A 23,728-nucleotide genomic window follows, 5' to 3' on the forward strand; every position below is an offset into this window, starting at 1 on the left:
AACATCAAAAAGGAAGGATTAAGATTATTAGCGTTAGCATAGAAACAAAAACTCTTGGAACAAGAGGGTTAGCTCGGTCAGTTTTTGTTGGCTAGTAAAAGCAACGATAAGTCGAGAAGCCCCCACTTCAAGCGACCTGTAAGGTTGATAAGTGGTGGGAGTAGTTCACAAAAGGTATCCTGAAAGCGGATAAATAATTAATAGGCTCTCGGAATTTCTAGGGTATTTCCCAAAAAATTACTGGAAATAGGGTTAGGTTGGGGGTGTAACCATCTATTTTCATTGCGTTTTCAAAAATGTGCATGCCAAATAAACTTTAGTTATTTAATTTTTAAAAAATCTGACAACTAGGCTGCGATTTGAAAAATATGTTCTTTGAGAGTTTTTAGTTCATCTTCTCGGTGACTATACCAGGCATCGATATGCTGACAGATCATGATTCCAAAAATACGCATGTACCACATCATTGTAGAGCGATGGTTGCCAGCCTCTAAATGATAATCAATCTTTTCTCGTTTGTTTGAGCGTTCAACGGAGGTGCGTCGTTTGTAAGTGCATTTCCACTTTTCTGTTCCCCGTAAAGTCTTGGGAAACAAGCGCAAATTATCTTTACTGTGCGTATGGTAGGTCCGTCCATACTTGGCAGTTGAACAAGGGGTTGTGCACGTGTTTTTTGACCCGCATGCGAGTGGACAACGCCATTTCTGGCGATTTTGAGTATGGTCATATCCATTTGGCTTCATCTCTTTTCCAATTGGACAAATGGGAATACCTTCTGGTGATATTGTCATGTCACTGCCCGTTTCCATCTTCTTTTTGGTACGTTTATTTAAATCGATAATGGGCTCCACCTTTTTATGATTAATTAGTTTATAAATAGCTTCAGCGTCATGCGCTGCATCAAGGAGCATTTTATCTATCGTGCCCAAGTTGAATCGTTGCGAAAATTCAGCCCAGCTAACCACAAAGCCAATTGAGTCGTGACAGGAAGCTTTGTGTAGACGCGGGTATAAAGGTAAATCATACGGGCTGTCGCAAGCATTGATCATGTAGAGAGAGTACCCGTTATAGTACTTCTCTCGATGACTATCCCATCCGCTATCGCAGTCGGGCTGGGAGTAAATACGAGGATGCTTGCATTTCGCTATACCTTGGGCATGGCAATTACAAGTGGATTTGCTTCGGGTGTGTGAAGCGGTGACGATGGGCGTGCCATCACGTTTGAAAAAGTCATGAAATTGTACCGACACCGGGGGTGTCTCCGGGTTCAAAGCCACTAATAATAGCGTAAAGGGGAACACGGCGAAGTTCATCTACCCATTCATCTATACTCTTAGTTGGATTGGTTAAAAGTAAAAGTAGATACGAACGCATCATGGAAGCAGGATCTCGTGGTTCTGGCCCTCGATTCTTGTAATAAGGCATTAGCATCGCTGTGATTTTGGATAAATCGGTAATCCAAAGTTTTTTGATTACAGGCCAATCATTACTTACAAGGACAAGGATACTACCAGAATAGTGTTTCTGCAGTTGATCCAAAACGAACTGTTGATACTCTTCATGTGGTACAAAAATTGGTTTCAAAATCTCCACCTCAATCATGGTTTTAGTAAGGAAATAAATCCCTTCAACCGCGATTATTGGGGTGGTTCTGAAAAGTCAAGTGGTTTTTCGAATGTTTTATAACAATATTTCGACATTTTATTTCCAGTTTGAAATATTGCCATAAATAAAAAATCTCCTACAAAGTAGGAGGAAAGTCAATTTGATGGGGCGAGGAAATCCTTGTCTCGTCTAACTCGGCGAATGCCGAGAGTCTATATTAGGTTGAGGAGGGATTGTTTTGTCAGATTTTCGGGTGGAAAGGGATACCATTGGTGAAATTAAGGTGCCGGCAGATAAATACTGGGGCGCACAAACGCAGCGAAGCAAGCAGAATTTCAAGATTGGGACAGAAAAGATGCCAATTGAGGTTATATACGCTTTTGCTGAAGTAAAGAAAGCGGCAGCAAGAGTGAATGCTGCTTCTGGAAAGTTATCGGAAACGAAAGCAAAGGCGATTGAGGCAGCCTGTGAGGAAATACTTGCCGGGCAATTCGATACCCATTTTCCGTTGGTTGTTTGGCAGACAGGAAGTGGAACTCAATCGAATATGAACGTCAATGAAGTAGTCGCTAGGAGAGCAAATGAACTGCTTGCGGATCATGCGGAAGAAAAGGTTCATGCGAATGATGATGTGAATATGTCGCAAAGTTCGAACGATACATTCCCGACTGCAATGCATATTGCCGCTGTTAAAAAAGTCACTTCTGAAGTATTGCCTGCTCTAGAGCTTCTAAAGGAGACATTCAGGAAAAAGGAACAGGAATTCAATGAAATTATCAAGATTGGCAGAACCCATCTCCAAGATGCGACTCCCTTGACATTGGGACAGGAAATCAGCGGATGGAAAGCGATGCTGGAAAAAGATAAACAAATGATCGAGGATGGGCTCAAGTATGCTAGAGATTTGGCAATTGGCGGAACAGCTGTCGGAACAGGAATAAATGCAGCGAAAGACTTTGGTGAGCAGGTTGCAAGCCAGCTCAGCAGTCAGCTTGGAGAAACCTTCCATTCTGCACCAAATAAATTTCAGGCTCTGACTTCACATGATGAAATGGTCTTTCTTCATGGAGCGCTAAAAGGGCTGGCAGCTGACTTGATGAAAATTGCTAATGACGTCCGCTGGCTTGCCAGTGGCCCAAGAAGTGGAATTGGTGAGCTGTCGATACCGGCTAATGAACCAGGTAGTTCCATCATGCCAGGCAAAGTCAATCCGACGCAAAGTGAAGCATTGACAATGGTGGCAACCCAGGTTTTTGGAAATGATGCGACAATCGGATTTGCAGCAAGCCAGGGGAATTTTGAATTAAATGTTTTCAAGCCGGTGATTATTTATAACTTCCTGCAAAGCGCAAGACTGCTGGCAGATGGAATGAAGTCTTTCAATACTAACTGTGCCGAAGGAATAGAAGCGAATTTGGACGTCATTGCTGGCCATGTGGACCGCTCGCTTATGCTTGTCACATCCTTGAATCCGCATATCGGTTATGAAAAAGCAGCTGAAATCGCTAAGCTTGCTTTCAAGGAAAATACGACTTTGAAGGAAGCTGCTCTAAAAACAGGTTATGTAACAGCAGAGCAGTATGATGAGTGGGTCAAACCTGAAAAGATGATTTAATTTTATCGGAAGAAATTAGGGAAAAAGAAAAGCCCCCTTATAAAGGGGGCTTAAGCCATGATTATTTAATTGGGAACGAAAAGTTAGCGTGAAGATCCGCCAAGTTGCTGCTCGGCCATTTGTACAAGGCGCTTAGTGATTTCTCCACCAACTGATCCGTTAGCACGAGATGTAGTTTCAGCGCCAAGCTGAACTCCAAATTCTGTTGCGATTTCGTACTTCATTTGATCAAGAGCTTGTTGAACACCAGGAACTAATAATTGATTAGAGTTGTTACTGCTAGCCATTAATATTTCCTCCTTTGAGTTTTCAGAGTTGTATTTGGGTTAGTATTGGAGTCGAACCAATCATGGCTTTTGCCATGTCAACCTTGCTTAACCCATGAGGAAGAGATTGGCTGGGCAAGCCGGAATTGCACCGGCGCGCGTTATAGCTGCCTTCTAGGCTTAACCCAATGTTTTTTCTTGCTGCTTTATTAATAACTAGTATGTTTTGTTTCAAAAAGTTTATGCGCTAGACCGTAAAGGTAAGTAATACCATTGATATTCCTCTACATAACCGAAGTTTCTCCACACAAACTATTGGTAGCACAACAGGAGAAGGGATGGAAAGGAATGGGGATATGTCCAGTATGCAATGGCTTTATGAATGTTGCTCTGCCTTGTCCAAACTGCAGTGGCAGCATGGAAAACAGCGGCAGAGAAGCAGACCTTTATGATGATTACAGCCCGTATATGCCTATTGATCAAATGAAACTAGAAGACGGTTATCCTGCGGATTTTCTAGAGGAAGAATGCCCACATTTGTTTATATGTCCACGATGCGGGACAAGCAAGATATTTTTTATCAAAGAATAATCGATTTAAGTGCATAAAAAAAGCAACCGCAATGGTTGCTTTCTTCCTTATGACCGAATCCTACTTTCTGTTTCTGCATCGAAGAAGTGAACTTTATTCATATCAAATGCCAGTTCAATGATCTGGCCTGGATTAACATCTGAGCGGGAATCCACACGGGCAACGAAATCTTGTCCTTCTAATTGAGAATAGATCATCGTTTCGGCACCAGTCAATTCAGATACCTCCACAGTTGCTTTGATCGTAGCACCGTGGGAAGCATCGATGAATAATGGTTCGTCGTGCAGATCTTCTGGTCTTACGCCGAGGACGACAGTTTTCCCTACATATCCCTTAGTGCGCAGCATTTTCATTTTTCCTTCTGGAATAGCGACGGAAGTTTGGTTGATGGTGAACTTGCCTTCTTCAAGCTTTCCTGTAAAAAAGTTCATAGAAGGAGAACCGATAAATCCGCCTACGAAGATGTTCTCAGGATTTTCATACACTTCTTTTGGTGCTCCAACCTGATGGATAATGCCGTCTTTCATAACTACCAGGCGTGTTGCCATTGTCATCGCTTCCGTCTGGTCATGTGTTACGTAAATTGTGGTTGTATTCAGGCGTCGGTGAAGTTTCGCAATTTCCGCACGCATCTGTACACGCAGTTTTGCATCAAGGTTCGATAATGGTTCATCCATTAAGAATACTTTAGCATCGCGGACGATGGCGCGTCCTAAAGCAACACGCTGGCGCTGACCGCCGGAAAGTGCCTTTGGTTTGCGATCCAAATATGGCTCAAGACCAAGAATTTTTGCTGCTTCTTTCACACGGCGGTCGATTTCGTCTTTGGGAAATTTACGAAGCTTCAAACCGAATGCCATGTTATCATATACTGTCATATGCGGATACAATGCATAGTTTTGGAAAACCATCGCGATATCTCGGTCCTTAGGAGGAACGTCGTTGACGCGCTTTCCGTCGATGTAGAAATCACCTTTAGAAATTTCCTCAAGACCTGCGATCATCCGAAGAGTGGTGGATTTACCACAGCCCGATGGTCCGACAAATACGACGAATTCTTTGTCATCGATTTGCAGGTTGAAGTCTTCTACTGCCGTTACTTTGTTATCATAAACTTTATATATGTGGTCTAATTTTAACTCGGCCATTTTTAAAGCCTCCCCTGAATGTTTGTCTACAAGAATAGTGTAACGGAAAGGCCAGCCATTAATCATCAGCAGGATGCACAAAAAAATGAAAGCCCTTTTATGCAATATGCTCAAAGTAAGTAAATCAATACAGTTCTTTAAAAAGACCGGCAAAATAAACGACGATCGCTGCGTCAAAATCCTTTAGCTGCACGCCGGTTTTTTCGGTGAATTTTTCCAGTCGGTACTGAAGGGTATTCCGATGTACATACAATTTCTTCGCTGCAAGAGAAACATTGGAGTTGCTCTCCAGGAATGTTCTGATCGTAGCCATCAGCTCTTTGTCATCTCTGAATGGTTCTAGAATGGAATTGGCGAGAATCTCCTGTAGATGAGCTGGGAGCTGTGTTGCCAGGAGCATTGGGAACGCTTTTTCAAATGTGAAAACTTCTCTCCGATTCGTAAGTTTCATTACTTCATGAAATACCTGTTTTTCGTTGCGGAAATGGTCAGGGAGCTGCTCGGAAACTGTTTGGAATTTGCCGAGATAAAAAGCAATTTTCATAAAAAAGTCGCTTTCTAATGTTGCTGATATCGATTGAAGCTCGTCGGCATTTTCGATGATTTCCTTCTTTTCTTCCATGATCATTCCATAGGAATCCTTCATCCAGAGGATTGTATGGTCAGGAAAAAAGCCTTTCAAAGCTTCATTGATTTCCTCTGTTTCGATGTTTTTTCCTTGAAGCTGGAATTGGATGAAACGAACCTCATCAGCAGCTGACTGCGGTATTGTTCCACCATGGAAAAGAAAATCACTCCACGCAAGTGCTTTCCCAGAAAGGGAAGCGATCTGGTGATCAATTTCAACATACTGAAGCAGATTCTTCAGCAAGTCAAGCTGGTCCTCCGATATATGTTCCTTTGGAATGCTGATCCACAACGGCTTCTCTGCGGTACTGTGAAACCAGTAATGGTCAGATGATGGATGAGTGGGAAAATGATTATACGTGACAGAATCAGGGAAATAAGCTACTATTTTATTCATCATATTAGTATCCTCAAATTTCATTTGATTAAAATGAACATATCTTATATTATAACAGGTGTGACTTTTAAATGTGTGATCTGGGAGAAACTGATAGAAATAACGAAGATAATAGATGAAGTACGGAGTAAGTAGGAGAGAGGTGCAGGGAAATGGAATACACGCAAGAAATGAAAAATCGCTTAAAGCGGCTGGAAGGGCAAGTTCGCGGTGTGATCCGGATGATGGAAGAAGAAAATCACTGCAAGGATGTTGTCACACAATTATCTGCGGTCCGTTCTGCAGTAGACCGGACAATTGGTGTTATCGTAGCTAAGAACCTGGAATCATGCATCACGGAAGCATCAAAAGAAGGAAAAGAAGCAGATGAAGCAATTAAAGAGGTAGTCAATATGATTGTGAAAAGCAGATAAGACACCAGCATCCCTTTGGATGTGGTGTCTTTTTTTGGTTTTGTCATTTGGATTGTAAATGCGACGGATAGTCTCGGTGTCAAGCCCCAGGTTAAACGGATCTCTGGGGTTTCGGTAACTTTATGGAGGGGAAGGAACCTCAATCGGAAAAACCAGTTTTTCGGAAAAATAAATCAACAAGTGCAAGGATCCTTTTTTCTTCGATTTGGGTTTCATCGAAGCTCATCGGCTTCGAATTCACTTCAAAAATGACATATTCCTCTTCTTCAGTGAGCGCAGCATCAAGCGAGAATTCGCCGAAATAACCGAGTTTTTTTGTTAACAGCTGTCCGATTTCTTTTACTGCCCAAGCGAAAAATTCATCATGTCTAGGATGCTTTACTTTCCGATAGGGAAGCACGATTCCGCCATTCGGTACGTGAGTGGTCAAGTCTTCTTGCTCTGATTGGCGGATGCCGATCCCGGTTACTTCATAACCATTCAGTCCATCGTGGGCATGGACGCGGAAATCAAACCGTTTTCCATCGATAGCTGCAGGCTTGATCTCTTTTTGTGCAATATAATCGTGTTTTAACAATTGCCTTGATTTTGCCTTCCAAAATTCCTCCACATTTGTAAACATATTGCGGTGAGAACGACTCTTAATCTCGATATGTCCATTTAGCTGCCGAAGCCGGAAAATCCCGATACCTTTGGAGGAAGCTGCAGGCTTCAGGTAAATACCCTGATGTTTTTCAAGAAACGCTGCCAGCTGAATCATCGTTTTGACACTAATACTTTCAGGCATGTGCTTCCTTAATGATGGATGGCTTGCAAAAATGGCGTACAACGTGTCTTTATTTAGAAAAGCCGGATTGAAGAAAGGAATACCGAGTGCAGTGAAATAATTGGCTGCGTCCTTGAAAGCTTGTTGCTGTTCTGCTTTTCTAAATGGTACACGGTTGAAGACGAGATGGGGTAGCGGTGTCTTGACAGGGATCCATATGTTAGCTTCTGGTAAAAATGTGAGCCCAGTAAGGCCATCTTTGACGACGGTTTCCGGAGGGAAAACAACAACCAGTCCATTGCGTTCCCTGATCAATTTCTGCAGTGATTGGAATAAGGAACTATTTCCTGCCAGGGCCATCTCTTTGCTCATGGAAGTCATAACTCCCACTAGCGGACCAAGATTACCATCCTTATTTTTGAAAGGGAACGAAAGTGTCTCCTTGGAGCGAATGCTTGAAGGGGTGGAACGAATTGCGATTTCATTAAAGCCAAAGCTGATGGTTTCTAAAGCTTTGGCTTCATGAGTCCATTCCTTCGATTCTGGACGATAGCTTAGATTCATTGGAAAAGCTCCTCAGGTGCAGTAATGGCTTTTTCTGCCAAAAAAACGCCAAAAGACAAGGAAAGCTTACGGGTGAGCAAATCGAAATTTTTCAGTTTCGGATGTTTGAATATCGACCTGCCTGGCTTTGAATTTGCCTCGAACAACCAGACTTTTCCTGATTTATCGATTCCTAGATCAAAACCAATCTCGCCAATTATTCCTTCCATGTTTTTTTCTAAAACGGAGCTTAAGGTCAAGGCTGCCTTTGTAAGTTTTTTTTCACATGTTTCTCGCTCTTCTTGGTCCTCGAATAACTCATCTAGTGATTTTACTGTGCCGCCGTTGTTTACGTGAGTGGTCACACTTCCATTTCCGGCAATTTTTGCGGCAATCGCTGCCAGCTGCCACTGTCCGTATTCGTCTTTATTCGTATGCACCCTGAAATCGATCAGTCGCTTGTCAGAGCGCAGCAGGTGGATGCCCTGCTGGACAATCATTTGTGACAGGTTCCGGTTATGAAAAATCTTTTTCATTAGTTTTTCAAGACTGTCAAATTTCGTTAATTTATTGATTCCTTCCTGATCCCGGTAGCGGCAATAATAGTAGCCATTCTGCTTATCAAACAGGATTTGATGAATTCCGAGGCCAAGGCTTCCATTGGCTGGTTTTACATAGACATTTCCATAGTTTGAGAGCATCCGTTCCATTACAGAGAAAGAAGAAAACTGATGGGTTTCCGGTAAGTATTCAACAGCCCGTTCATCCTGCTGCAGCCGTTCGAATACATCAAGCTTTGAGAAAAAGCCAGGATTATACCAAGGAATCAGATAATCGGTTTGCATTCTTGCTTTTAAGCTGCGTAGCTCCGACTTCCTCTCCGTTCGTCTGTTCGGGAGGCGATCGTATATTACATTAGGAAATGGAACCTTCAATATCTTCCATCCGCCATCGACAAAGAAATAGCCGTCAATTAATCCTTGATCCCAATCGATATGCTCCTCGCCGAAAACAAACGGCAGGGCGCCAACTGATTTGTTGACCGAGAGCAGCTTGGCGAAAACCATCGATCGCTCGCCGATCGGCCTTAAAGGATAAGAGGTGAATCCGGATGTCAGGATGCCAATCAGTGGACCGATAAACAGTGTCTGCTGGTCGATGAAAACATGCAGAGGAACCGATAAATCCGGCATGGAAAGCTCTTTCTGAACGTCATTGCTCAAAACAATTACATTTCTCCCTTTAGGATGGGGTGCGACGGTGACAGGGAGCAGCTTATTGCCAAAAGCGACTCTTCTAATATCCTTGCTATTTGGAAGATCTGCGGGGATGAAGACAAGCTGCTTGGAGTGATGAATAAACTCCACTGGATATTTTTTTCTCATAAATGTTGTTCCTCTCTTTCTGGCAGAGTTTGCGAAAGTAGCATCGCAAATTCAAGCGGAGCTTGGTAGAGAACTTCCTTCAACTCGGGATCGATGGATGTGATCACCTTTCTGCCCGGCTTTGAATTCGTATCCAAAACCCATAATGCATAATCTTTTGAGACGCCGATATCGATGCCGAGCTCAAATAATCTCGGAAAGGACGCTTCAAGGATGCCGGGCAATATGGAGAGGATCTCTTCTAATTCGAGAGAAAGGAAGTTCCTCGTACGGACATCCAGCGAACCTACAAAGTCTTCAAATGCAACGATTTCACCGCCTGCAGCCAGGTTTGACAGGATGCCATCCTGATGCCCGCGTCGTATTCCCTTTCCACGCAAAACCCAATTGTCACTCCGATCCTTTTGCAGCAGAATTCTAATATCGAAAGGACGATTTTGTGAATCGGAAAGTGCGAGGTAAGGCTGGATCATGTATTCATTTTTTTTGAAAAGTCTGTTGAGCCAGTTCTCTGTCTCACTCGTCGATCCAAACACCGTCTCTGATAGCCTGCCATTTACGTCAGCCGAGAGTGTGAACTTTCTGTCTGAATATTTTATTTTAAAGATTCCGGCACCACCAGAACCGAAAACTGGTTTTAGGATGGCGGTATTCCACTTGTTCAACTGGGCGAGGACAGTTTTTCCGCTAGCGGCTAGAATGGTTTCTGGAACATAGGGAGCCAGTTTGGAGCTGGATAGCACCTCGTATATCCTCCATTTATTTGGCAATCCATTACCTAAAAAGGTGATATCTTTCCGGTTCTTCAGCCATTTTACAATTGCCATAGCCTGTTTTGATTCGAGGTCCGTTGCATAAAAGCATCTGTCATAAATAATAGTTGGCAGCGGAAACTGTGCCTTTTCCCACTTCCCTTTCTTGGCGTCATATTTCTCTCCCATTACCACTTCGGTAATCGGCTGGATATTTGCTGGCGAAAACCTGAAGCAAGTAAATTTTTCAGGATTTGCACGCCTGGCAATTTCAGTAAAGTAGCGGTGCTCACTATTGAATGATCGTGCCATCATTCCAAATGAAATCATTTTTCCTGTCTCCTTTTGGGCTAACGCTCACAAAGTCCGTAGCAATGGTCAATCACGGCTTTCGTCGAAGGTCTGATTTTAGAGCCTCGCTCTTCAAAATTCTTAGATGGTTTGGAGTTTGCTTCGATCAGCCATAACTTTCCTTTCGTGTCGATTCCAATATCGATTCCAAGCTCTGCATGATGCCCCGCAGCATTCCGGCTGATTGTTTCAGCGGTTTCGAGTGCCAGCTCCTTCATCAGTGCCAGTTGATGCCGGGCCTGTTCCTTCCCGAAAAGCAATGCAAGTGTGTACACTGGCTTCATGACTTCGCCACCGCGAGCAATATTGGAAACAAAAAACGTTTCGGCGGAAACCCTGGCGACAATCGAAGTTACCTTCCAGAATTGTTGGGCATTTTTATGGCAGAGAATTCTGAAGTCCATAGTACGGCCATTGAATTCGGCAAGCTGCACCCCTTGTTGAATGATGCAAAGCCTTTTCTCGACTAGCTGCGCGATTGCGCGTGCCAGTCCCCCGTCCTGCTGAAACGGAGGGATAATCTTTGCCGGCAGGGAGGATAAGGAAACCTTGATTAAGCCGTCTGACTGGGTCAGCTGAATAATATTCCGCCCTTGGCTTCCATGTACTGGCTTAATATAGAGCTCATCATACTGCTCCAGCATTTTTTTAAGCGCGCTGTCGCTGTATAAATGCGTTTCTGGTAGGAAGGACCGCAAATGCTCCTCCATCATTAAAAATTCATGTATTTCCCATTTGGAAAGAAAGCGATGATTAAAGAACTTTATTCCCAATCTATCCAATTTATTTAAAAAATCGATAAATCTTTTGCTGAATTCGGTTCTTCGGGAAGAGATCCGGTTGTAAATGACATCAGGTAAAGGGAGGAAATCCTTCGTCCATTCCTCGGTGTCCTGATTGTAAAAAAAGCCCTCAACACCTTTTTCAGAAAAGCTTTTCAGTGAAAAAACGTAAAAGCTTCCACCTAAATCCGAAATCCCTTGATGGAGTTCTTCACAAAAGGAATGGACTTTGCCGAAGTTTGGTCGGCCATCTTCGTTTATCTCAGTCAGCAATGCAATGACGGGCTGAGTAGATTGACTTTTAAATGTAGTTAATCTCATAGATTCCCCCCATTTTTTTAAAAGCTGCCGTATGGAAACAGCCTTTTGTAAAATAGGCAAACACATATATTTCATGGTATGAATAATGGTGGTTATTGGTGATTTTGGTGCAACGGAAGTTTCTGCTAACTTGAACTTTTGGCATGGAGCATCATAGTTTGTTATAGTGTAGTGGAGTGTTAAATGGAGAAGGAGTGATGGAAATGGCAGTCAATACTTACGATTCAGCCTATGATTTAGAAAAAGCAATTAGGAACAGTACGGAATACACAGAATTGAAGCAACTTTACGATGAGGTGAACAGTGACCCATCGGCAAAAACGATGTTTGAGAACTTCCGCAATATCCAGCTTCAGCTGCAGGAAAAGCAAATGACCGGCCAGGAGATTACCCAGGAAGAAGTAGAGCAGGCACAAAAGACGGTAGCATTGGTTCAGCAGCATGAGTCGATTTCCAAACTGATGGAAGCAGAACAAAGAATGAGCATGGTCATTGCGGAGCTTAATCAGATCATTATGAAGCCTCTAGAAGAGCTTTATGGTAACCCAGAGTATCAACAGTAGATTTTTCAGGACTCCCGGAGGCAACATACCGAGAGTCTTTTTCGAATGGCGCTCCTGTTCTATTCTTTCGGTTTTTATCATACAAGTTAATTAAGGATAAAAACACCGAAGAAATGGGGGCATAAACATGATTTACCGTCTTCTTGCGCTAAACGTGGATGGAACGATTCTACAATCGAATGGAAGGCTCCATAAATCAACAAGGGATGCGATCGAGTACGTCCAGCAAAAGGGGATTTATGTTACATTAGTAACCTCCAGAAGCTTCCCATCTGCCAAAAAAGTGGCGAAAGCGTTGAAAATACATTCATTGCTAGTAACCCATCTTGGCGCATATATTTCACATGATCTCCGCAGCGATCCTGTGTTTGAAAAAAGAATTCCAGAGGATATGACCTTTCAGCTCGTCAGGTTCCTCGAAAGCTTTCCATGTCAGATTCGATTGGTTCATGAAAAGTTTTCGCTGGCTAATAAGTATAAATTAAATCATAATTTGTTGGCAAAAACAGTGTTCACTTCGGGTGACCCGATTTTCTATTCACAGCAATTCACGGATTCTATTAGTGATACACTTGTGAATGATCCGATATCTTTGCCTAAGATTGAAGTCTACTTTGAGTATGAGAAAGATCTGGCAGATGCACAGCAGGCGATCAACGGAATGTTTTCAGAAGTCTCCGTTTCGAAGTTGAATGAGTATCGGCTCGATATCATGCCTGAAGGTGTATCTAAGCTAAATGGCCTGATCCAGCTTGGCGAGCATCTTGGCATCCCGCTGAAGGAAATGGTCGCAATCGGCGATAGCAGGGACGATATCGATATGATTGAAGCTTGTGGCTTGGGTGTAGCGATGGGCAATGCCACTCCCGAAGTTAAGAAGGCTGCGGATTGGGTGACCCGTTCCAATAACCAGCACGGCGTCAGCTATATGGTTAAGGAACACTTCCGCAAACAGCAGCCAATTGAATTTCTTCGAAAAATGAATATTATTAAAATGTAAAAATAGAAGCATGCCTGACTGTAGGCATGCTTTTATTAATGATTGATTTGCAGTTTAAAACGGGTAGCCTTTACAGTGCATCCCCATTCTATTACACTTATTGCAGCATGTTAAATGGAAAAGGTGATAATTTCATGAGAATTCATATAAAAGGCTTGGCTGATGAAAGGTTCCAACGGCCATTGGAGCTGATCGCGAATCTATTTTTCGAGGAATCAAAAGTGAATTTCGGCGAAACTGAACCAGAAGCAGACGCAAGAATTGATTTTGAAGTTTATTTCGAAGAAACCATTCTTGTAAAAGCAGTTTTAATCCCGCAGGATGGGAAGATTTTTACCGCAGAGGCCAATAAAAAAGTTCCTGCAGGCTTAAGCGAAAAAGAAGCATTCAAACTGTCCAAAACGGTTGTTTCAAGAGCGTATTTACAAGTGCTCCAAAACTGGACAGGCATCATCCAGAAGTGGGGAATTCTTACCGGCGTCCGGCCGACTAAGCTTCTGCACAAGAAACTTCGTGAAGGAGCAGAGCTGGAGACAGCCCATAAAGAACTGAAAGAGCAATATTTGATTTCAGATGAAAAAATCAAGCTCATGCAGCGAATTGTCGATCGTCAGCTTGCTGTTCTTCCAGATCTGTACCATTTAAAAAATGGGGTTAGCATCTATATCGGCATCCCTTTCTGCCCGACAAAATGTGCGTATTGTACCTTCCCAGCATACGCAATCAACGGACGTCAGGGTTCAGTCGATTCGTTCCTTGGCGGTCTCCACTATGAAATACGACAAATCGGCGACTGGCTGAAGAAAAATAATCGTAAAATCACGACGATTTATTATGGAGGAGGAACACCGACTTCCATTACAGCCGAGGAGATGGACATGCTTTATGAAGAGGTCCATCAATCGTTTCCGGATGTCGAAAACATCAGGGAAGTAACAGTCGAAGCCGGCCGTCCAGACACGATCACACCTGAAAAACTGGAAGTCTTGAAAAAGTGGAATATTGACCGGATCAGCATCAATCCGCAGTCTTACATCCAGGAAACATTGAAGGCAATCGGCCGTCATCATACGGTGGAAGAAACGATTGAAAAATTCCATCTTGCCCGCGGAATGGGCATGAACAATATCAATATGGATTTGATTATCGGTCTTCCAGGTGAAGGGACGAAGGAATTCGACCATACGCTTGCTGAAACAAAAAAGCTGATGCCGGAATCGCTGACAGTCCATACGCTTTCCTTTAAAAGAGCATCAGAAATGACGAGGAACAAACAGAAATACAAAGTCGCTGACCGCATTGAAATCGAAGAAATGATGAAGATGGCAGAAACTTGGACGAAAGAGCATGACTATGTGCCATATTATCTTTATAGGCAAAAAAACATTCTCGGGAATCTGGAGAATGTAGGGTACGCCTTTCCAGGTCAGGAAAGCCTGTACAATATCATCATCATGGAAGAACAGCAGACCATCATTGGCCTTGGCTGCGGCGCATCAAGTAAATTCATCGATCCAGAGACCGGCAGCATCACGCAATTTTCCAATCCAAAGGATCCTAAGTCCTATAACGATAGCTTTGTAGAATATGCTGCTAAAAAGATTGGAATTCTTGATTCATTGTTCAACAAAGGGAAGAACGCTCCCGAATGATTCATTTCGGGAGCTATTTTGACCTGTTTAGGGGTTAATTTTGGATAAAAAAAGAAGATTAAGCTATTCAAAGCTGGATTTCCGCTAAAACGCACCTTGATTCCGCGAAAAAGACAAAGAATTCCGCGAAAATTCACCATAATCCCGCGAAAAAGTGGATGAATTCCGCGAACTGGAAAACGCAGAAGATTTTCCAGTCCATGACCAGAACATTCTATCAAAAAAAGTTTTTTAAAATATACCATCTCCCTATATAATAAAAATATACGGACTATTGGAGGGGATAAAGGTGGCGATTGAGTTTCCAACGGACACTGTAAAGTTAGGCATGGACGGGCGTGTAGCTGTCCTGGAAATGAACAGACCCGAATCACTGAACGCCCTTGATGTGGAAATGATCAGGGGAATCACGAAGAACCTTAAAGAAATCTGCCAGTCGGATGAAATCGATATCGTGGTGATAAAAGGGGCAGGTCGTGCTTTTTCTGCTGGCGGCGATATTAAAACAATGCTATCCAATGAAAATGAAAGCGATTTCTACAATGTGATGGATGATATTCATGACATGATTGTCACCCTTTACAACATGCCTAAGTTAACGATCAGTGCTGTAACAGGAGCTGCGGCTGGTCTTGGCTTCAGTCTTGCCCTAGCGACGGATTACATTATTGCTGAGCCATCGAGCAAAATTGCGATGAATTTTATTGGAATTGGCTTGATTCCTGATGGGGGCGGACACTTTTTCATGGAAGAGCGGCTGGGAGAAACAAAGGCGAAGCAGGTGATATGGAATGGTACGACGCTATCGGCAACAGAGGCATTCCGACTTGGAATGATTGATGAAGTAACGGAAGCAGATTTCAGCGCAGCAGTTGATCAAAAAGTACAGGAATGGCTGAACAAACCGGTACAGGCAATGATCAAAACCAAAAAAATCATTGCCGAAAAAAATCGATCTTCATTACTGAAAATTTTGGAATTGGAAAAATACGGACAATTTAAAATGCGTCAAACAGAAGATCATCAAGAAGGCATAAAAGCTTTCCTCGAAAAGAGAAAGCCCCATTTCAAAGGTAGATAAAAAAAGCGAAGAGGAAGGTCCTCTTCGCTTTTTTTACGGATGAAACAATATCAACTTTCCTCTCGGTGAAGTACAGCGGTGTGTTTTATCGCTTAAGTTCTTTTCTTCGAGCATTTTTGCGCCGATTTCTTTTGCCTCGTCATCATTTCCGGCCTGAAACGATTCATCCATCAGTTTTTCTCCATTTGATTCAAAGGCTGTCAGTTTGTATGTATCCATAACAAAATCTCCTTTGTTATAAAATTCAGATGATTACTATTATTTTTGCATAATTATTTCAAATGTGCAAAACAAAAAACATCAAAATATGAAACTTTTTCCAAACTACAATCGTATTATTTTAAGGAAGAAGGAGGAGGACGTTTATGGTGTTAGAACTAGATCAAGTCACAAAGCGATTTGGAAGCTTTACAGCGGTGAACCAGCTTTCGCTTACTATACCGGAAAAAGAAATGTTTGGGTTCCTTGGAGCTAACGGAGCAGGAAAAACGACGACTTTCCGAATGATTCTAGGTCTACTGGATGCATCTGAAGGAAAGATATCATGGGACGGGAAGCCGATTAATTATAAAACCAGCAGTATGATTGGCTATCTGCCGGAAGAAAGAGGACTTTATCCGAAGCTAAAGGTCCGGGAACAGATTGTCTATCTTGCCAGATTAAGAGGCATGCAAAAACAGGCAGCCTTAAAAGAATTGGATTATTGGCTGAACCGCTTTAAAGTGAAGGAATATGCAGATAAAAAGATAGAGGAGCTTTCGAAAGGAAACCAACAGAAAATTCAGTTTATTGCAGCAGTCATTCATAAACCGAAGCTGTTAATCCTTGATGAGCCTTTTAGTGGCTTGGACCCTGTAAATGTTGAACAGTTGAAGGAAGCAGTAGTTGAATTGAAAAATACAGGAACGACCATTGTTTTTGCGAGTCATCGCATGGAGCATGTAGAGGAAATGTGTGAGCTTATTTGCATTATGCATAAAGGCAGCCCAGTTGTCCACGGGTCGCTCAAGGAAATCAAAAGATCCTTTGGGAAAAAGAACCTCGTCATTCATGCGGATTTTGATACAACTTTCCTTATGGAGTATCCTGGCGTGACCAGGGCGAAAGTGACTGCAGAGGGAATCCACCTACAAATCACTAGCGAGCAAGCAGCTCAGGATATCTTAAAAGATATCGTCGGGAAAGGGTTTATCCGCAAATTTGTTCTTGAAGAGCCAAGCTTGAATGATATTTTCATAGAGAAGGTAGGTGCTTCATATGAATAATTTTTTCATCATCCTTCTACATACATATATGAGCAAGCTGAAAACCAAATCCTTTTTGGTTACGACCATCCTGACCGTTGCAATCATGCTGGCACTGACCAATATGACCAATATCATCGACTTTTTCAACAAAGGCGGCGGCGCAGACAAAATCGCCGTGATAGATGGAACCGGAAAGCTATATGAGCCTTTGAAGGAACAAATCAAGATCATTAATAAAGAACTTATTCTGGAAAAATATGACGGGAATGAAGCGGCAGCGAGAAAAGACGTCGCGGAGGGGAAATATAAAGGGCTTCTTGAATTAAAATGGAATGGCGATAACCTTCCAGCCGCATCTTATAAAGCGATGAGCATTGCTGATTCTGCCGTGCCTGCCGACCTTCAGGCAGCTTTGCAGCAGATGAAAACAGCAATGGCCTCCACACAGATCAACATTGCACCGGAACAATTAGAAAAATTGTACGCACCGGTCGAGTTTGAAAAATCGGCTCTTGAAAAAGACGCCAAGACAGAAGAAGAATTGAATCAGGCAAGAGGGCTTGTGTATGTCCTTCTCTTCATCATTTATTTCGCAGTCATTATGTACGCAAACATGATTGCGATGGAAGTCGCTACGGAAAAGTCATCGAGAGTGATGGAAATTATGATATCCAGTGTTTCGCCGATCAAGCAAATGTTTGCGAAGATCCTCGGGATTGGGCTGTTAAGCTTGACCCAGCTCGCCGCCCTTCTGTTAGTCGGGTATTTTTCAATCAAACAAAATCTTGAAACGATGCAAGGTGGCTTCTTTGAGTTTTTTGGCTTTGGAAATATAGCAGGCAGCACGATAGCATACGCGGTGATTTTCTTCCTATTAGGCTATTTCCTGTATGCGACAATGGCTGCGTTCCTCGGTTCACTCGTCAGCAGGATTGAAGACGTGCAGCAGATGATCACGCCGATGACACTGCTTGTGGTCGCCGGATTCATGATGGCGATGTTTGGTTTGAATCAGCCGGAGGCACCATTCGTAAAATATACATCGTTCATTCCGTTTTTCTCGCCGATGCTGATGTTCCTTCGAGTAGGCATGCTCAATATCCCTTTCTGGGAAGTTGCCCTTTCTATCGGCATCCTGGTTGCGACAATCGCTTTCCTTGCCGTATTTGGCGCGAGAGTATACCGGGGAGGAGTCCTGATGTACGGCAAATCGAATTCCTTCAAAGATATCAAGAAAGCGTTGCAGTTATCGAAAAAAGGATAATAGTAAAAAGACGCAAACATTTGGATTGCGGCTTTTTAATACAGGAATATCGTTATGTGGAGTGGAATCTTAGTAAGATGGATAAGATTTTATAAAAGTGCAGTTGGGAACAAATAAGCTCACAAAAGGAGAGTGTTTTAGTTGAGACAAATCATTGCGATGGGGGGCGGGGGTTTTTCGATGGAGCCGGATAACCCGCTTTTGGATTTATATATTCTAGGGCAGTCGGAAAAACGGAAGCCCAAGGTTTGCTTTGTGCCTACAGCAAGCGGAGATGCTGACAATTATGTTGAAAGGTTCTATTCTGCTTTTCGATCCCATGAATGTACACCATCGCACCTATCCTTATTCAGGCCACCAACAAGAGACCTGGAAGCATATGTTATGGATAAGGACATCATTTATGTGGGAGGCGGCAGTACAAAGAATCTCCTTGCTCTTTGGAAGGAATGGGGATTGGATGGCATCTTGCGGAAGGCCTGGCAGCGCGGAACTATCTTGGCTGGAGTCAGTGCCGGTTCAATTTGCTGGTTCGAAGAAGGAGTAACGGATTCTTTTGGTGATGGAATGGAGCGTTTGCAATGCCTCGGATTCTTAAAAGGAAGCAATTGCCCGCATTACGATGGAGAGGCAGAATGGCGTCCGGCGTATGAACAATTTGTTGGTTCTGGAAAGATTGCTGGCGGATTTGCTGCTGATGGTGGTGCCGCCTTGCATTTCATCGATGAAGAACTGGTCAGGGCAGTGAGTTCCAGACCGGATGCCAAGGCATATGAAATTACCCTGGAAAATGGTAAAGTGACAGAGAAAGTGATGAAAACAACATATCTTGGCTGAAACTGAACTGCAGTTCCTCAAAGGGCTGCAGTTTTTTATTTGAGAGGGTTAGAATATATTGGATTTTAAAGAGTGTTGTGCTCTTTCCGAGGATATTTGGCTAAGAAAGTATCAAAGATTGAAAAAGAGGCCATAATTCAAAGGATAAGAACGTGCATTCGCCTTTTTGGAGTGGTAAAATGAAATTAAATAATGATGGGAAAGGAATATTCCAAATGAAACAGGTGAAGTTTTTACATACAGCCGACCTCCATCTGGATAGCCCGATGGTCGGATTGCGGCATCTGCCTAAAGCCATTTTTCATCGGCTTCAGGAGAGCACTTTTAAAGCATTGAGCAAGATTACGGATGCGGCAATTAAACAGGAGGTGGATTTTGTTGTGATTGCCGGCGATCTGTATGATGCTGAAGACAGGAGCATTCGTGCCCAGGCTTTTTTTCGCAATGAAATGGCCAGGCTTGATGAAAAAGGAATTAGGGTCTATGCAATACATGGGAACCATGATCACCTCGGAGCCCAATCGGTAGCAATTAATTTTCCGGATAATGTCCATTTTTTCAATGATCAGGTAGAAACAGTTGTTTATAGAAAAGAGGATGGCACTCTTGTCCATCTATATGGTTTCAGTTATCCTGAACGGCATGTATCGGAGCGATGGATAGAAAAATATACGAAAACAGCTGGTGCTGACTTTCACATTGGTCTGCTCCATGGCCATTTCGAAGGAGCGAGCGATCACGGGAAATATGCGCCTTTCAGGGTATCAGATCTGATCGACAAAGGCTATGATTATTGGGCGCTTGGTCATATTCATAAAAAGTCGTTTTTATCTGAACAGCCTTATATTGTCTATCCAGGAAACCCTCAAGGACGGAATAGGAAGGAGCTTGGAGACAAAGGGGCTTATATCGTTAACTTGACCGAGTCAGGGTCAGAGGTTTCTTTTCTAGAAACAGCCGATGTGATTTGGGAAGAGACTGTAATGGACGCCATGCAGATAGATAGTTTTTATGATCTGTATGAGAAATGCCTAGCAGCCATTGAAGGGAACAGAAGGGATGGAAAAGGTGTTCTCATGGACATTCGGATTGAACGCTTAAACCCTGAGCTGTCAGATGTCATAAATAAAATAAACAGCGGGGAATTGCTTGAACTTCTTCAGGAGACGGAAAAGGGAGAAGATTCTTTTGTCTGGGTTCACAGGCTTCATTTTTCGGAGGATGTCGTGGTCGACCGTGGGAATTTAATCAAACAAAGTGATTTTTATGAAGAATTATTTAAGACAATCGAGCTGTATGAGGAGTTGACTGAAACGCTGTCGCCATTATTTCGGCACAGTCAGGCTCGAAGGCATCTCGGTGGGTTGACTGAAAGCGAGAGGGAACAGCTGGTCAGGGAAGCAGAGCAGCTCCTGCTGCAACAGCTGCTGAAAAATTGATGGGAGGAAGCAGAATGAAACTTATTGAGCTGCATATTTACGGATACGGCAAATTCGAGGATTACGTGATCAAATCTTTGGACCAATTTGTCGTTTTTTATGGTGAAAATGAGGCTGGAAAGTCGACGATCATGTCCTTTATCCATAGCATCCTGTTTGGCTTTCCCGCAAAGCAGAGCGCAGAAGTGCGCTATGAGCCGAAAAATAACCCGAAGTATGGCGGGAAAATCAAAGCCTTCTTTCCGGATAGAGGAGTTGCAGTCATTGAAAGGGTGAAAGGCAAGGCATCTGGTGATGTGACTGTCTCCATTGAAGATGGGACAATTGGCGGGGAAGAGCTGCTCAAAGATTTGTTGAAAAGAATGGATAAAGGCATATTTCAGTCGATCTTTTCTTTTAATGTACATGGGTTGCAAAATATTCATGCACTGAAGGGAGAGGATCTTGGCAGGTATTTATTTTCTGCCGGAACCATCGGCACAGATAAACTTTTCCACACAGAAGGATTTCTCCTAAAGGAAATGGAGCAGCGTTTCAAGCCGAGTGGGCGAAAGCCTATATTAAATGAGAAAATGAGGGAACTGAAGGAAGTTCAGGCTGCCCTGAAAAAAGCCGAGCAACTAAATGATCAGTATTCCAATTGGGTGAGCGAGAAAGAGGAAATAGAGGGAACGATTGACCGGATCGAAAAGGAAATTCAACAGTTGGATCAAGCAGGAGGGCAGCTGCGTGAGTACAAGCGGAATGAAAGGCTTGTCCTCGAAGCTGCGGCATTAGAGCGAAAAATCAAGGAGCAAGGTCATCATTTTTTTCCAGAGGACGGGCTTAAGCGGTTTGAAAAATTGGACGACCAGCTGAAAGTTGCGCAGGCAAGAGGGTTGGCTATAAAAGAGAAACAGGATCATTTTGAGAATGAATTGGAGAAGTACATACCGGATTTTGCGCTGCTTGAAATGGAAACAGAGATTGAGGCCCGAACAAAGAATCTCTCATTATATGAGCAACTTAAGCAGGAAAAAAGGCTTCTTGAATCAAAACTGGAGGAACTAACCGAAGAAATCAGTCTACTTAATGATCAACTCCATACAAATTTTAATGAAGAAAATATCCAGTATAGTAACACAAGTATTTTTATAAAGGAACGGGTCGAAAACATCCAGCAAACGCAGCAAAGGTTGGCGGATAAACAGCAACGGCTTGAGGCTGAGTTTGATGAGGAAAAAAAGGTACTTGCGGAACTGGAAGCAAATGCGCAAAGGCTGAAAAGTCAATTGCTCGGTGAAGACAAAAGGAAGCAATTGATGATGGAACTGGATCAACTAGAGAATCGGGAAAGAATCCAAGCTGAATGGCGCTATGTAAACGATCAGATGGAGGCGGTAAAGTCCAATAAGGCAGCGGAGAAAGTAAAAAGCAAGAAAGAAAAGAGCAAGAACCGGCAGCAAACACTTCTTTTCGGGGGTATTTCCCTCATAGTTTTGATCTGGGGAATCATGAATGGCATCTGGCTATTGGCGGCTGTCGGAATTGCCGGAATCATTTTTCTGACAGTCGGACAGCTTAGATCAATAGATCATCCTGAATCAGAACTTTCTGCAGAGGCACAAATCCTGTCGAAACTAATCGAGCGGGAAAGGGATCTAAAAGAATCGTTAAGCCGACACTCAGATGGCAATTTCTTTTCAACTAAGAGTCTGCTGGAAAAAGACGAAGAATCGAGGCAGCAGCATCGGGAGCTGATCGTCAAAATCGAGCAGCAGCACCATCGATTTGAAAAGGTTGTTCAGCAATTTGAGGAATGGGAAGCAGAACAGGCGAATTGGAAACAGAAAAAAACGGAATTATTGAATCAGTTGGGTTTGTCTGAGAAACAGGGCCCAATAAAATTATTGGATGCCTATCATTTACTAGAAAAGCAGAAACAATACTTTCGTGAAAAGAAACGAACGGAAGAGAGTTTGAAAACAGTAACCGCATCAATAAGGGACATGGAAGATGGCCTTAAAATGCTTGCACATCGGTTTCTGCAAAATGGCAATCTTACTCCGGTTGAAGCTGCAGGTGCTTTAAAACGGGCTGTGCGGGAAGCATTAGAGCAGCAGACAAAACATCGGGACATGATTTCGAAACTAGCCGAGCTCGGAGAAGAACTTGCTTCTTTGCAAAAGGAAGAACTTGTGCTTAGGGAAGAACAGGCAGAATTAATCACCAATGCGGATGCTGTCGATGAGGATCAATTCAGACTGAAAGCAAAAAATACGGAGCAGGTGAAAGGGTGGTCTGCAAGGCTTCAGGATATCAATTATCAACTTGATGCGTCTGGCATCGAAGTTGAGGATCGAGAGAAAATCCTGACGGGCATTTCTCTCGACGAACAATTAGGGGAAAATGCCGCAAAGCTGGAAGCGTACAAGCGGGATTTGACACAACAGTTTGATTCCATTGCTGATGTGAAGCATAAAATGAAGGTAATCGAAGAGGGAGGCATCTATAGCGAATTGCTCCATCAATATCGACAGCTGCAACATGAATTTGCTGAGGATGCGAAAGAGTGGGCGAAGTATGCGGTCGCAAAGGACATGCTCTCGAAGACAATCGGGCGGTATAAAGAAGACCGGATGCCGAGGATGCTTGCCAAGGCAGAGAATTTCCTGTCGGTTTTGACAGCTGGCGTCTACGGGAAGATCATACCTCAGCCTTCTGGCAGCGGTTTTCTGATAGAAAGAGAGGACCATGTATTATTTGAAGCGAATGAGCTAAGTCAGGCCACCGCTGAACAAGTATATGTGTCGATCAGGCTGGCGCTGGCCGCTGTCCATCATGACCGATATCCATTTCCGATCATCATAGATGACAGCTTTGTCAATTTCGATCATCTCAGAACCGCACGCATCATTCAGCTGCTCAGGGAAATGAGCAGCCAAAACCAGATTCTGATTTTTACATGCCATCGCCATTTGCTGGACTATTTTTCAGATAAGGAAATCGTGCATCTGCAGGATAAAAGTTTAAAAGAAGTTTGAAATTAGCATGGTTTAACAATCAGAGACAATAGACTCTATGTGTTATACTGTTGCAAGAGA

The 23,728-nt window shown here is 43.1% G+C and carries 22 protein-coding genes; 12 read left to right on the forward strand and 10 right to left on the reverse strand.

Going from position 1 to position 23,728, the window contains the following annotated elements; translation table 11 throughout:
* Positions 1-347: 347 nt before the first annotated feature.
* Together J2S25_RS17210 and J2S25_RS17215 are read right to left on the reverse strand one after the other, a co-directional pair.
* Positions 348-1,250 carry a transposase gene (locus J2S25_RS17210; protein WP_241768480.1) on the reverse strand — a complete coding sequence of 301 codons (903 nt, stop codon included), beginning with the start codon at positions 1,248-1,250 and terminating at the stop codon, positions 348-350.
* The gene (locus J2S25_RS17215) at positions 1,231-1,584 is read right to left on the reverse strand and encodes a hypothetical protein (protein ID WP_241768481.1); all 354 of its coding nucleotides are present in this window, start codon (positions 1,582-1,584) and stop codon (positions 1,231-1,233) included. The genes J2S25_RS17210 and J2S25_RS17215 overlap by 20 nt, the downstream gene beginning before the upstream one ends.
* A 259-nt stretch (positions 1,585-1,843) precedes the next feature.
* Here J2S25_RS17215 and fumC point away from each other — a divergent pair, with 259 nt between their 5' ends.
* Positions 1,844-3,220, forward strand: coding sequence for a class II fumarate hydratase (gene fumC, locus J2S25_RS17220; protein ID WP_307192499.1), 1,377 nt, complete (start codon positions 1,844-1,846; stop codon positions 3,218-3,220).
* A gap of 83 nt (positions 3,221-3,303) precedes the next feature.
* Here fumC and J2S25_RS17225 read toward each other — a convergent pair whose 3' ends face one another.
* Positions 3,304-3,507 (reverse strand): alpha/beta-type small acid-soluble spore protein, encoded by a 204-nt coding sequence (locus J2S25_RS17225; protein ID WP_044393811.1) that lies wholly within the window; start codon positions 3,505-3,507, stop codon positions 3,304-3,306.
* Between the two features lie 327 nt (positions 3,508-3,834).
* Between J2S25_RS17225 and J2S25_RS17230 the strand changes: the two genes are divergently transcribed.
* Complete coding sequence (locus J2S25_RS17230) at positions 3,835-4,077, forward strand: hypothetical protein (RefSeq protein ID WP_307192500.1); 243 nt, start codon at positions 3,835-3,837, stop codon at positions 4,075-4,077.
* A 47-nt stretch (positions 4,078-4,124) separates the two neighbouring features.
* Here J2S25_RS17230 and J2S25_RS17235 read toward each other — a convergent pair whose 3' ends face one another.
* Together J2S25_RS17235 and J2S25_RS17240 are read right to left on the reverse strand one after the other, a co-directional pair.
* A complete protein-coding gene (locus tag J2S25_RS17235; protein ID WP_044393815.1) occupies positions 4,125-5,225 on the reverse strand; it encodes an ABC transporter ATP-binding protein in 1,101 nt (366 codons plus the stop codon).
* Positions 5,226-5,349: 124 nt separating this feature from the next.
* Positions 5,350-6,252 carry a PucR family transcriptional regulator gene (locus J2S25_RS17240; protein WP_307192501.1) on the reverse strand — a complete coding sequence of 301 codons (903 nt, stop codon included), beginning with the start codon at positions 6,250-6,252 and terminating at the stop codon, positions 5,350-5,352.
* A 149-nt stretch (positions 6,253-6,401) separates the two neighbouring features.
* Between J2S25_RS17240 and J2S25_RS17245 the strand changes: the two genes are divergently transcribed.
* A complete protein-coding gene (locus J2S25_RS17245; RefSeq protein WP_307192502.1) occupies positions 6,402-6,662 on the forward strand; it encodes a metal-sensitive transcriptional regulator in 261 nt (86 codons plus the stop codon).
* A gap of 139 nt (positions 6,663-6,801) precedes the next feature.
* On the opposite strand, the gene J2S25_RS17250 is transcribed toward J2S25_RS17245, so the two are convergent.
* The 4 genes from J2S25_RS17250 to J2S25_RS17265 are packed head-to-tail and all read right to left on the reverse strand — an operon-like array spanning position 6,802 to position 11,562.
* Positions 6,802-7,992 carry a YheC/YheD family endospore coat-associated protein gene (locus tag J2S25_RS17250; RefSeq protein ID WP_044393821.1) on the reverse strand — a complete coding sequence of 397 codons (1,191 nt, stop codon included), beginning with the start codon at positions 7,990-7,992 and terminating at the stop codon, positions 6,802-6,804.
* Entirely contained in the window at positions 7,989-9,356 is a 1,368-nt protein-coding gene (locus tag J2S25_RS17255; RefSeq protein WP_044393822.1) for a YheC/YheD family endospore coat-associated protein, read from the reverse strand. The genes J2S25_RS17250 and J2S25_RS17255 overlap by 4 nt, the downstream gene beginning before the upstream one ends.
* A complete protein-coding gene (locus J2S25_RS17260; RefSeq protein WP_044393823.1) occupies positions 9,353-10,438 on the reverse strand; it encodes a YheC/YheD family endospore coat-associated protein in 1,086 nt (361 codons plus the stop codon). The genes J2S25_RS17255 and J2S25_RS17260 overlap by 4 nt, the downstream gene beginning before the upstream one ends.
* A 20-nt stretch (positions 10,439-10,458) precedes the next feature.
* Positions 10,459-11,562, reverse strand: coding sequence for a YheC/YheD family endospore coat-associated protein (locus J2S25_RS17265; RefSeq protein WP_307192503.1), 1,104 nt, complete (start codon positions 11,560-11,562; stop codon positions 10,459-10,461).
* A gap of 203 nt (positions 11,563-11,765) precedes the next feature.
* On the opposite strand from J2S25_RS17265, the gene J2S25_RS17270 reads away from it, so the two are divergent.
* The 4 genes from J2S25_RS17270 (at position 11,766) to J2S25_RS17285 (ending at position 15,858) form a co-directional block, all read left to right on the forward strand.
* On the forward strand, positions 11,766-12,125 hold the full coding sequence (locus J2S25_RS17270; RefSeq protein WP_044393855.1) for a YlbF/YmcA family competence regulator: 360 nt from the start codon (positions 11,766-11,768) through the stop codon (positions 12,123-12,125).
* Positions 12,126-12,252: 127 nt separating this feature from the next.
* Entirely contained in the window at positions 12,253-13,125 is an 873-nt protein-coding gene (locus J2S25_RS17275) for a Cof-type HAD-IIB family hydrolase (RefSeq protein ID WP_044393827.1), read from the forward strand.
* A 134-nt stretch (positions 13,126-13,259) separates the two neighbouring features.
* Positions 13,260-14,777, forward strand: a complete 1,518-nt coding sequence (locus J2S25_RS17280; RefSeq protein ID WP_044393828.1) for a coproporphyrinogen III oxidase — start codon at positions 13,260-13,262, stop codon at positions 14,775-14,777.
* A gap of 289 nt (positions 14,778-15,066) precedes the next feature.
* Complete coding sequence (locus tag J2S25_RS17285) at positions 15,067-15,858, forward strand: enoyl-CoA hydratase (protein ID WP_084221805.1); 792 nt, start codon at positions 15,067-15,069, stop codon at positions 15,856-15,858.
* 33 nt (positions 15,859-15,891) lie between these two features.
* On the opposite strand, the gene J2S25_RS17290 is transcribed toward J2S25_RS17285, so the two are convergent.
* Complete coding sequence (locus J2S25_RS17290; protein WP_044393829.1) at positions 15,892-16,077, reverse strand: YhzD family protein; 186 nt, start codon at positions 16,075-16,077, stop codon at positions 15,892-15,894.
* 146 nt (positions 16,078-16,223) lie between these two features.
* Here J2S25_RS17290 and J2S25_RS17295 point away from each other — a divergent pair, with 146 nt between their 5' ends.
* From J2S25_RS17295 to J2S25_RS17315, 5 genes are all read left to right on the forward strand, one after another.
* Complete coding sequence (locus tag J2S25_RS17295) at positions 16,224-17,123, forward strand: ABC transporter ATP-binding protein (RefSeq protein WP_044393831.1); 900 nt, start codon at positions 16,224-16,226, stop codon at positions 17,121-17,123.
* Positions 17,116-18,369 (forward strand): ABC transporter permease, encoded by a 1,254-nt coding sequence (locus J2S25_RS17300; protein ID WP_044393833.1) that lies wholly within the window; start codon positions 17,116-17,118, stop codon positions 18,367-18,369. Before J2S25_RS17295 ends, J2S25_RS17300 begins: the two co-directional genes overlap by 8 nt.
* Positions 18,370-18,510: 141 nt before the next feature.
* Entirely contained in the window at positions 18,511-19,206 is a 696-nt protein-coding gene (locus tag J2S25_RS17305) for a Type 1 glutamine amidotransferase-like domain-containing protein (protein WP_044393835.1), read from the forward strand.
* A gap of 179 nt (positions 19,207-19,385) precedes the next feature.
* The gene (locus J2S25_RS17310) at positions 19,386-20,645 is read left to right on the forward strand and encodes a metallophosphoesterase family protein (RefSeq protein ID WP_241768483.1); all 1,260 of its coding nucleotides are present in this window, start codon (positions 19,386-19,388) and stop codon (positions 20,643-20,645) included.
* A gap of 14 nt (positions 20,646-20,659) precedes the next feature.
* Entirely contained in the window at positions 20,660-23,668 is a 3,009-nt protein-coding gene (locus J2S25_RS17315) for an ATP-binding protein (protein WP_044393837.1), read from the forward strand.
* The last annotated feature ends 60 nt before the right edge of the window (positions 23,669-23,728 follow it).

Source organism: Mesobacillus stamsii, from assembly GCF_030814065.1.
Taxonomy (GTDB): Bacteria; Bacillota; Bacilli; order Bacillales; family Cytobacillaceae; genus Mesobacillus; species Mesobacillus stamsii.

Bases quoted from the DNA above. Each gene is read 5' to 3' on its own strand.
- J2S25_RS17240 (WP_307192501.1), bottom strand. From the start codon at position 6,252: ATGATGAATAAAATAGTAGCTTATTTCCCTGATTCTGTCACGTATAAT.
- J2S25_RS17310 (WP_241768483.1), top strand. From the start codon at position 19,386: ATGAAATTAAATAATGATGGGAAAGGAATATTCCAAATGAAACAGGTG.
- J2S25_RS17290 (WP_044393829.1), bottom strand. From the start codon at position 16,077: ATGGATACATACAAACTGACAGCCTTTGAATCAAATGGAGAAAAACTG.
- J2S25_RS17280 (WP_044393828.1), top strand. From the start codon at position 13,260: ATGAGAATTCATATAAAAGGCTTGGCTGATGAAAGGTTCCAACGGCCA.
- J2S25_RS17225 (WP_044393811.1), bottom strand. From the start codon at position 3,507: ATGGCTAGCAGTAACAACTCTAATCAATTATTAGTTCCTGGTGTTCAA.
- J2S25_RS17265 (WP_307192503.1), bottom strand. From the start codon at position 11,562: ATGAGATTAACTACATTTAAAAGTCAATCTACTCAGCCCGTCATTGCA.
- J2S25_RS17250 (WP_044393821.1), bottom strand. From the start codon at position 7,992: ATGAATCTAAGCTATCGTCCAGAATCGAAGGAATGGACTCATGAAGCC.
- J2S25_RS17270 (WP_044393855.1), top strand. From the start codon at position 11,766: ATGGCAGTCAATACTTACGATTCAGCCTATGATTTAGAAAAAGCAATT.
- J2S25_RS17235 (WP_044393815.1), bottom strand. From the start codon at position 5,225: ATGGCCGAGTTAAAATTAGACCACATATATAAAGTTTATGATAACAAA.
- J2S25_RS17295 (WP_044393831.1), top strand. From the start codon at position 16,224: ATGGTGTTAGAACTAGATCAAGTCACAAAGCGATTTGGAAGCTTTACA.
- J2S25_RS17230 (WP_307192500.1), top strand. From the start codon at position 3,835: ATGGGGATATGTCCAGTATGCAATGGCTTTATGAATGTTGCTCTGCCT.
- J2S25_RS17315 (WP_044393837.1), top strand. From the start codon at position 20,660: ATGAAACTTATTGAGCTGCATATTTACGGATACGGCAAATTCGAGGAT.
- J2S25_RS17275 (WP_044393827.1), top strand. From the start codon at position 12,253: ATGATTTACCGTCTTCTTGCGCTAAACGTGGATGGAACGATTCTACAA.
- J2S25_RS17300 (WP_044393833.1), top strand. From the start codon at position 17,116: ATGAATAATTTTTTCATCATCCTTCTACATACATATATGAGCAAGCTG.
- J2S25_RS17260 (WP_044393823.1), bottom strand. From the start codon at position 10,438: ATGATTTCATTTGGAATGATGGCACGATCATTCAATAGTGAGCACCGC.
- J2S25_RS17245 (WP_307192502.1), top strand. From the start codon at position 6,402: ATGGAATACACGCAAGAAATGAAAAATCGCTTAAAGCGGCTGGAAGGG.
- J2S25_RS17255 (WP_044393822.1), bottom strand. From the start codon at position 9,356: ATGAGAAAAAAATATCCAGTGGAGTTTATTCATCACTCCAAGCAGCTT.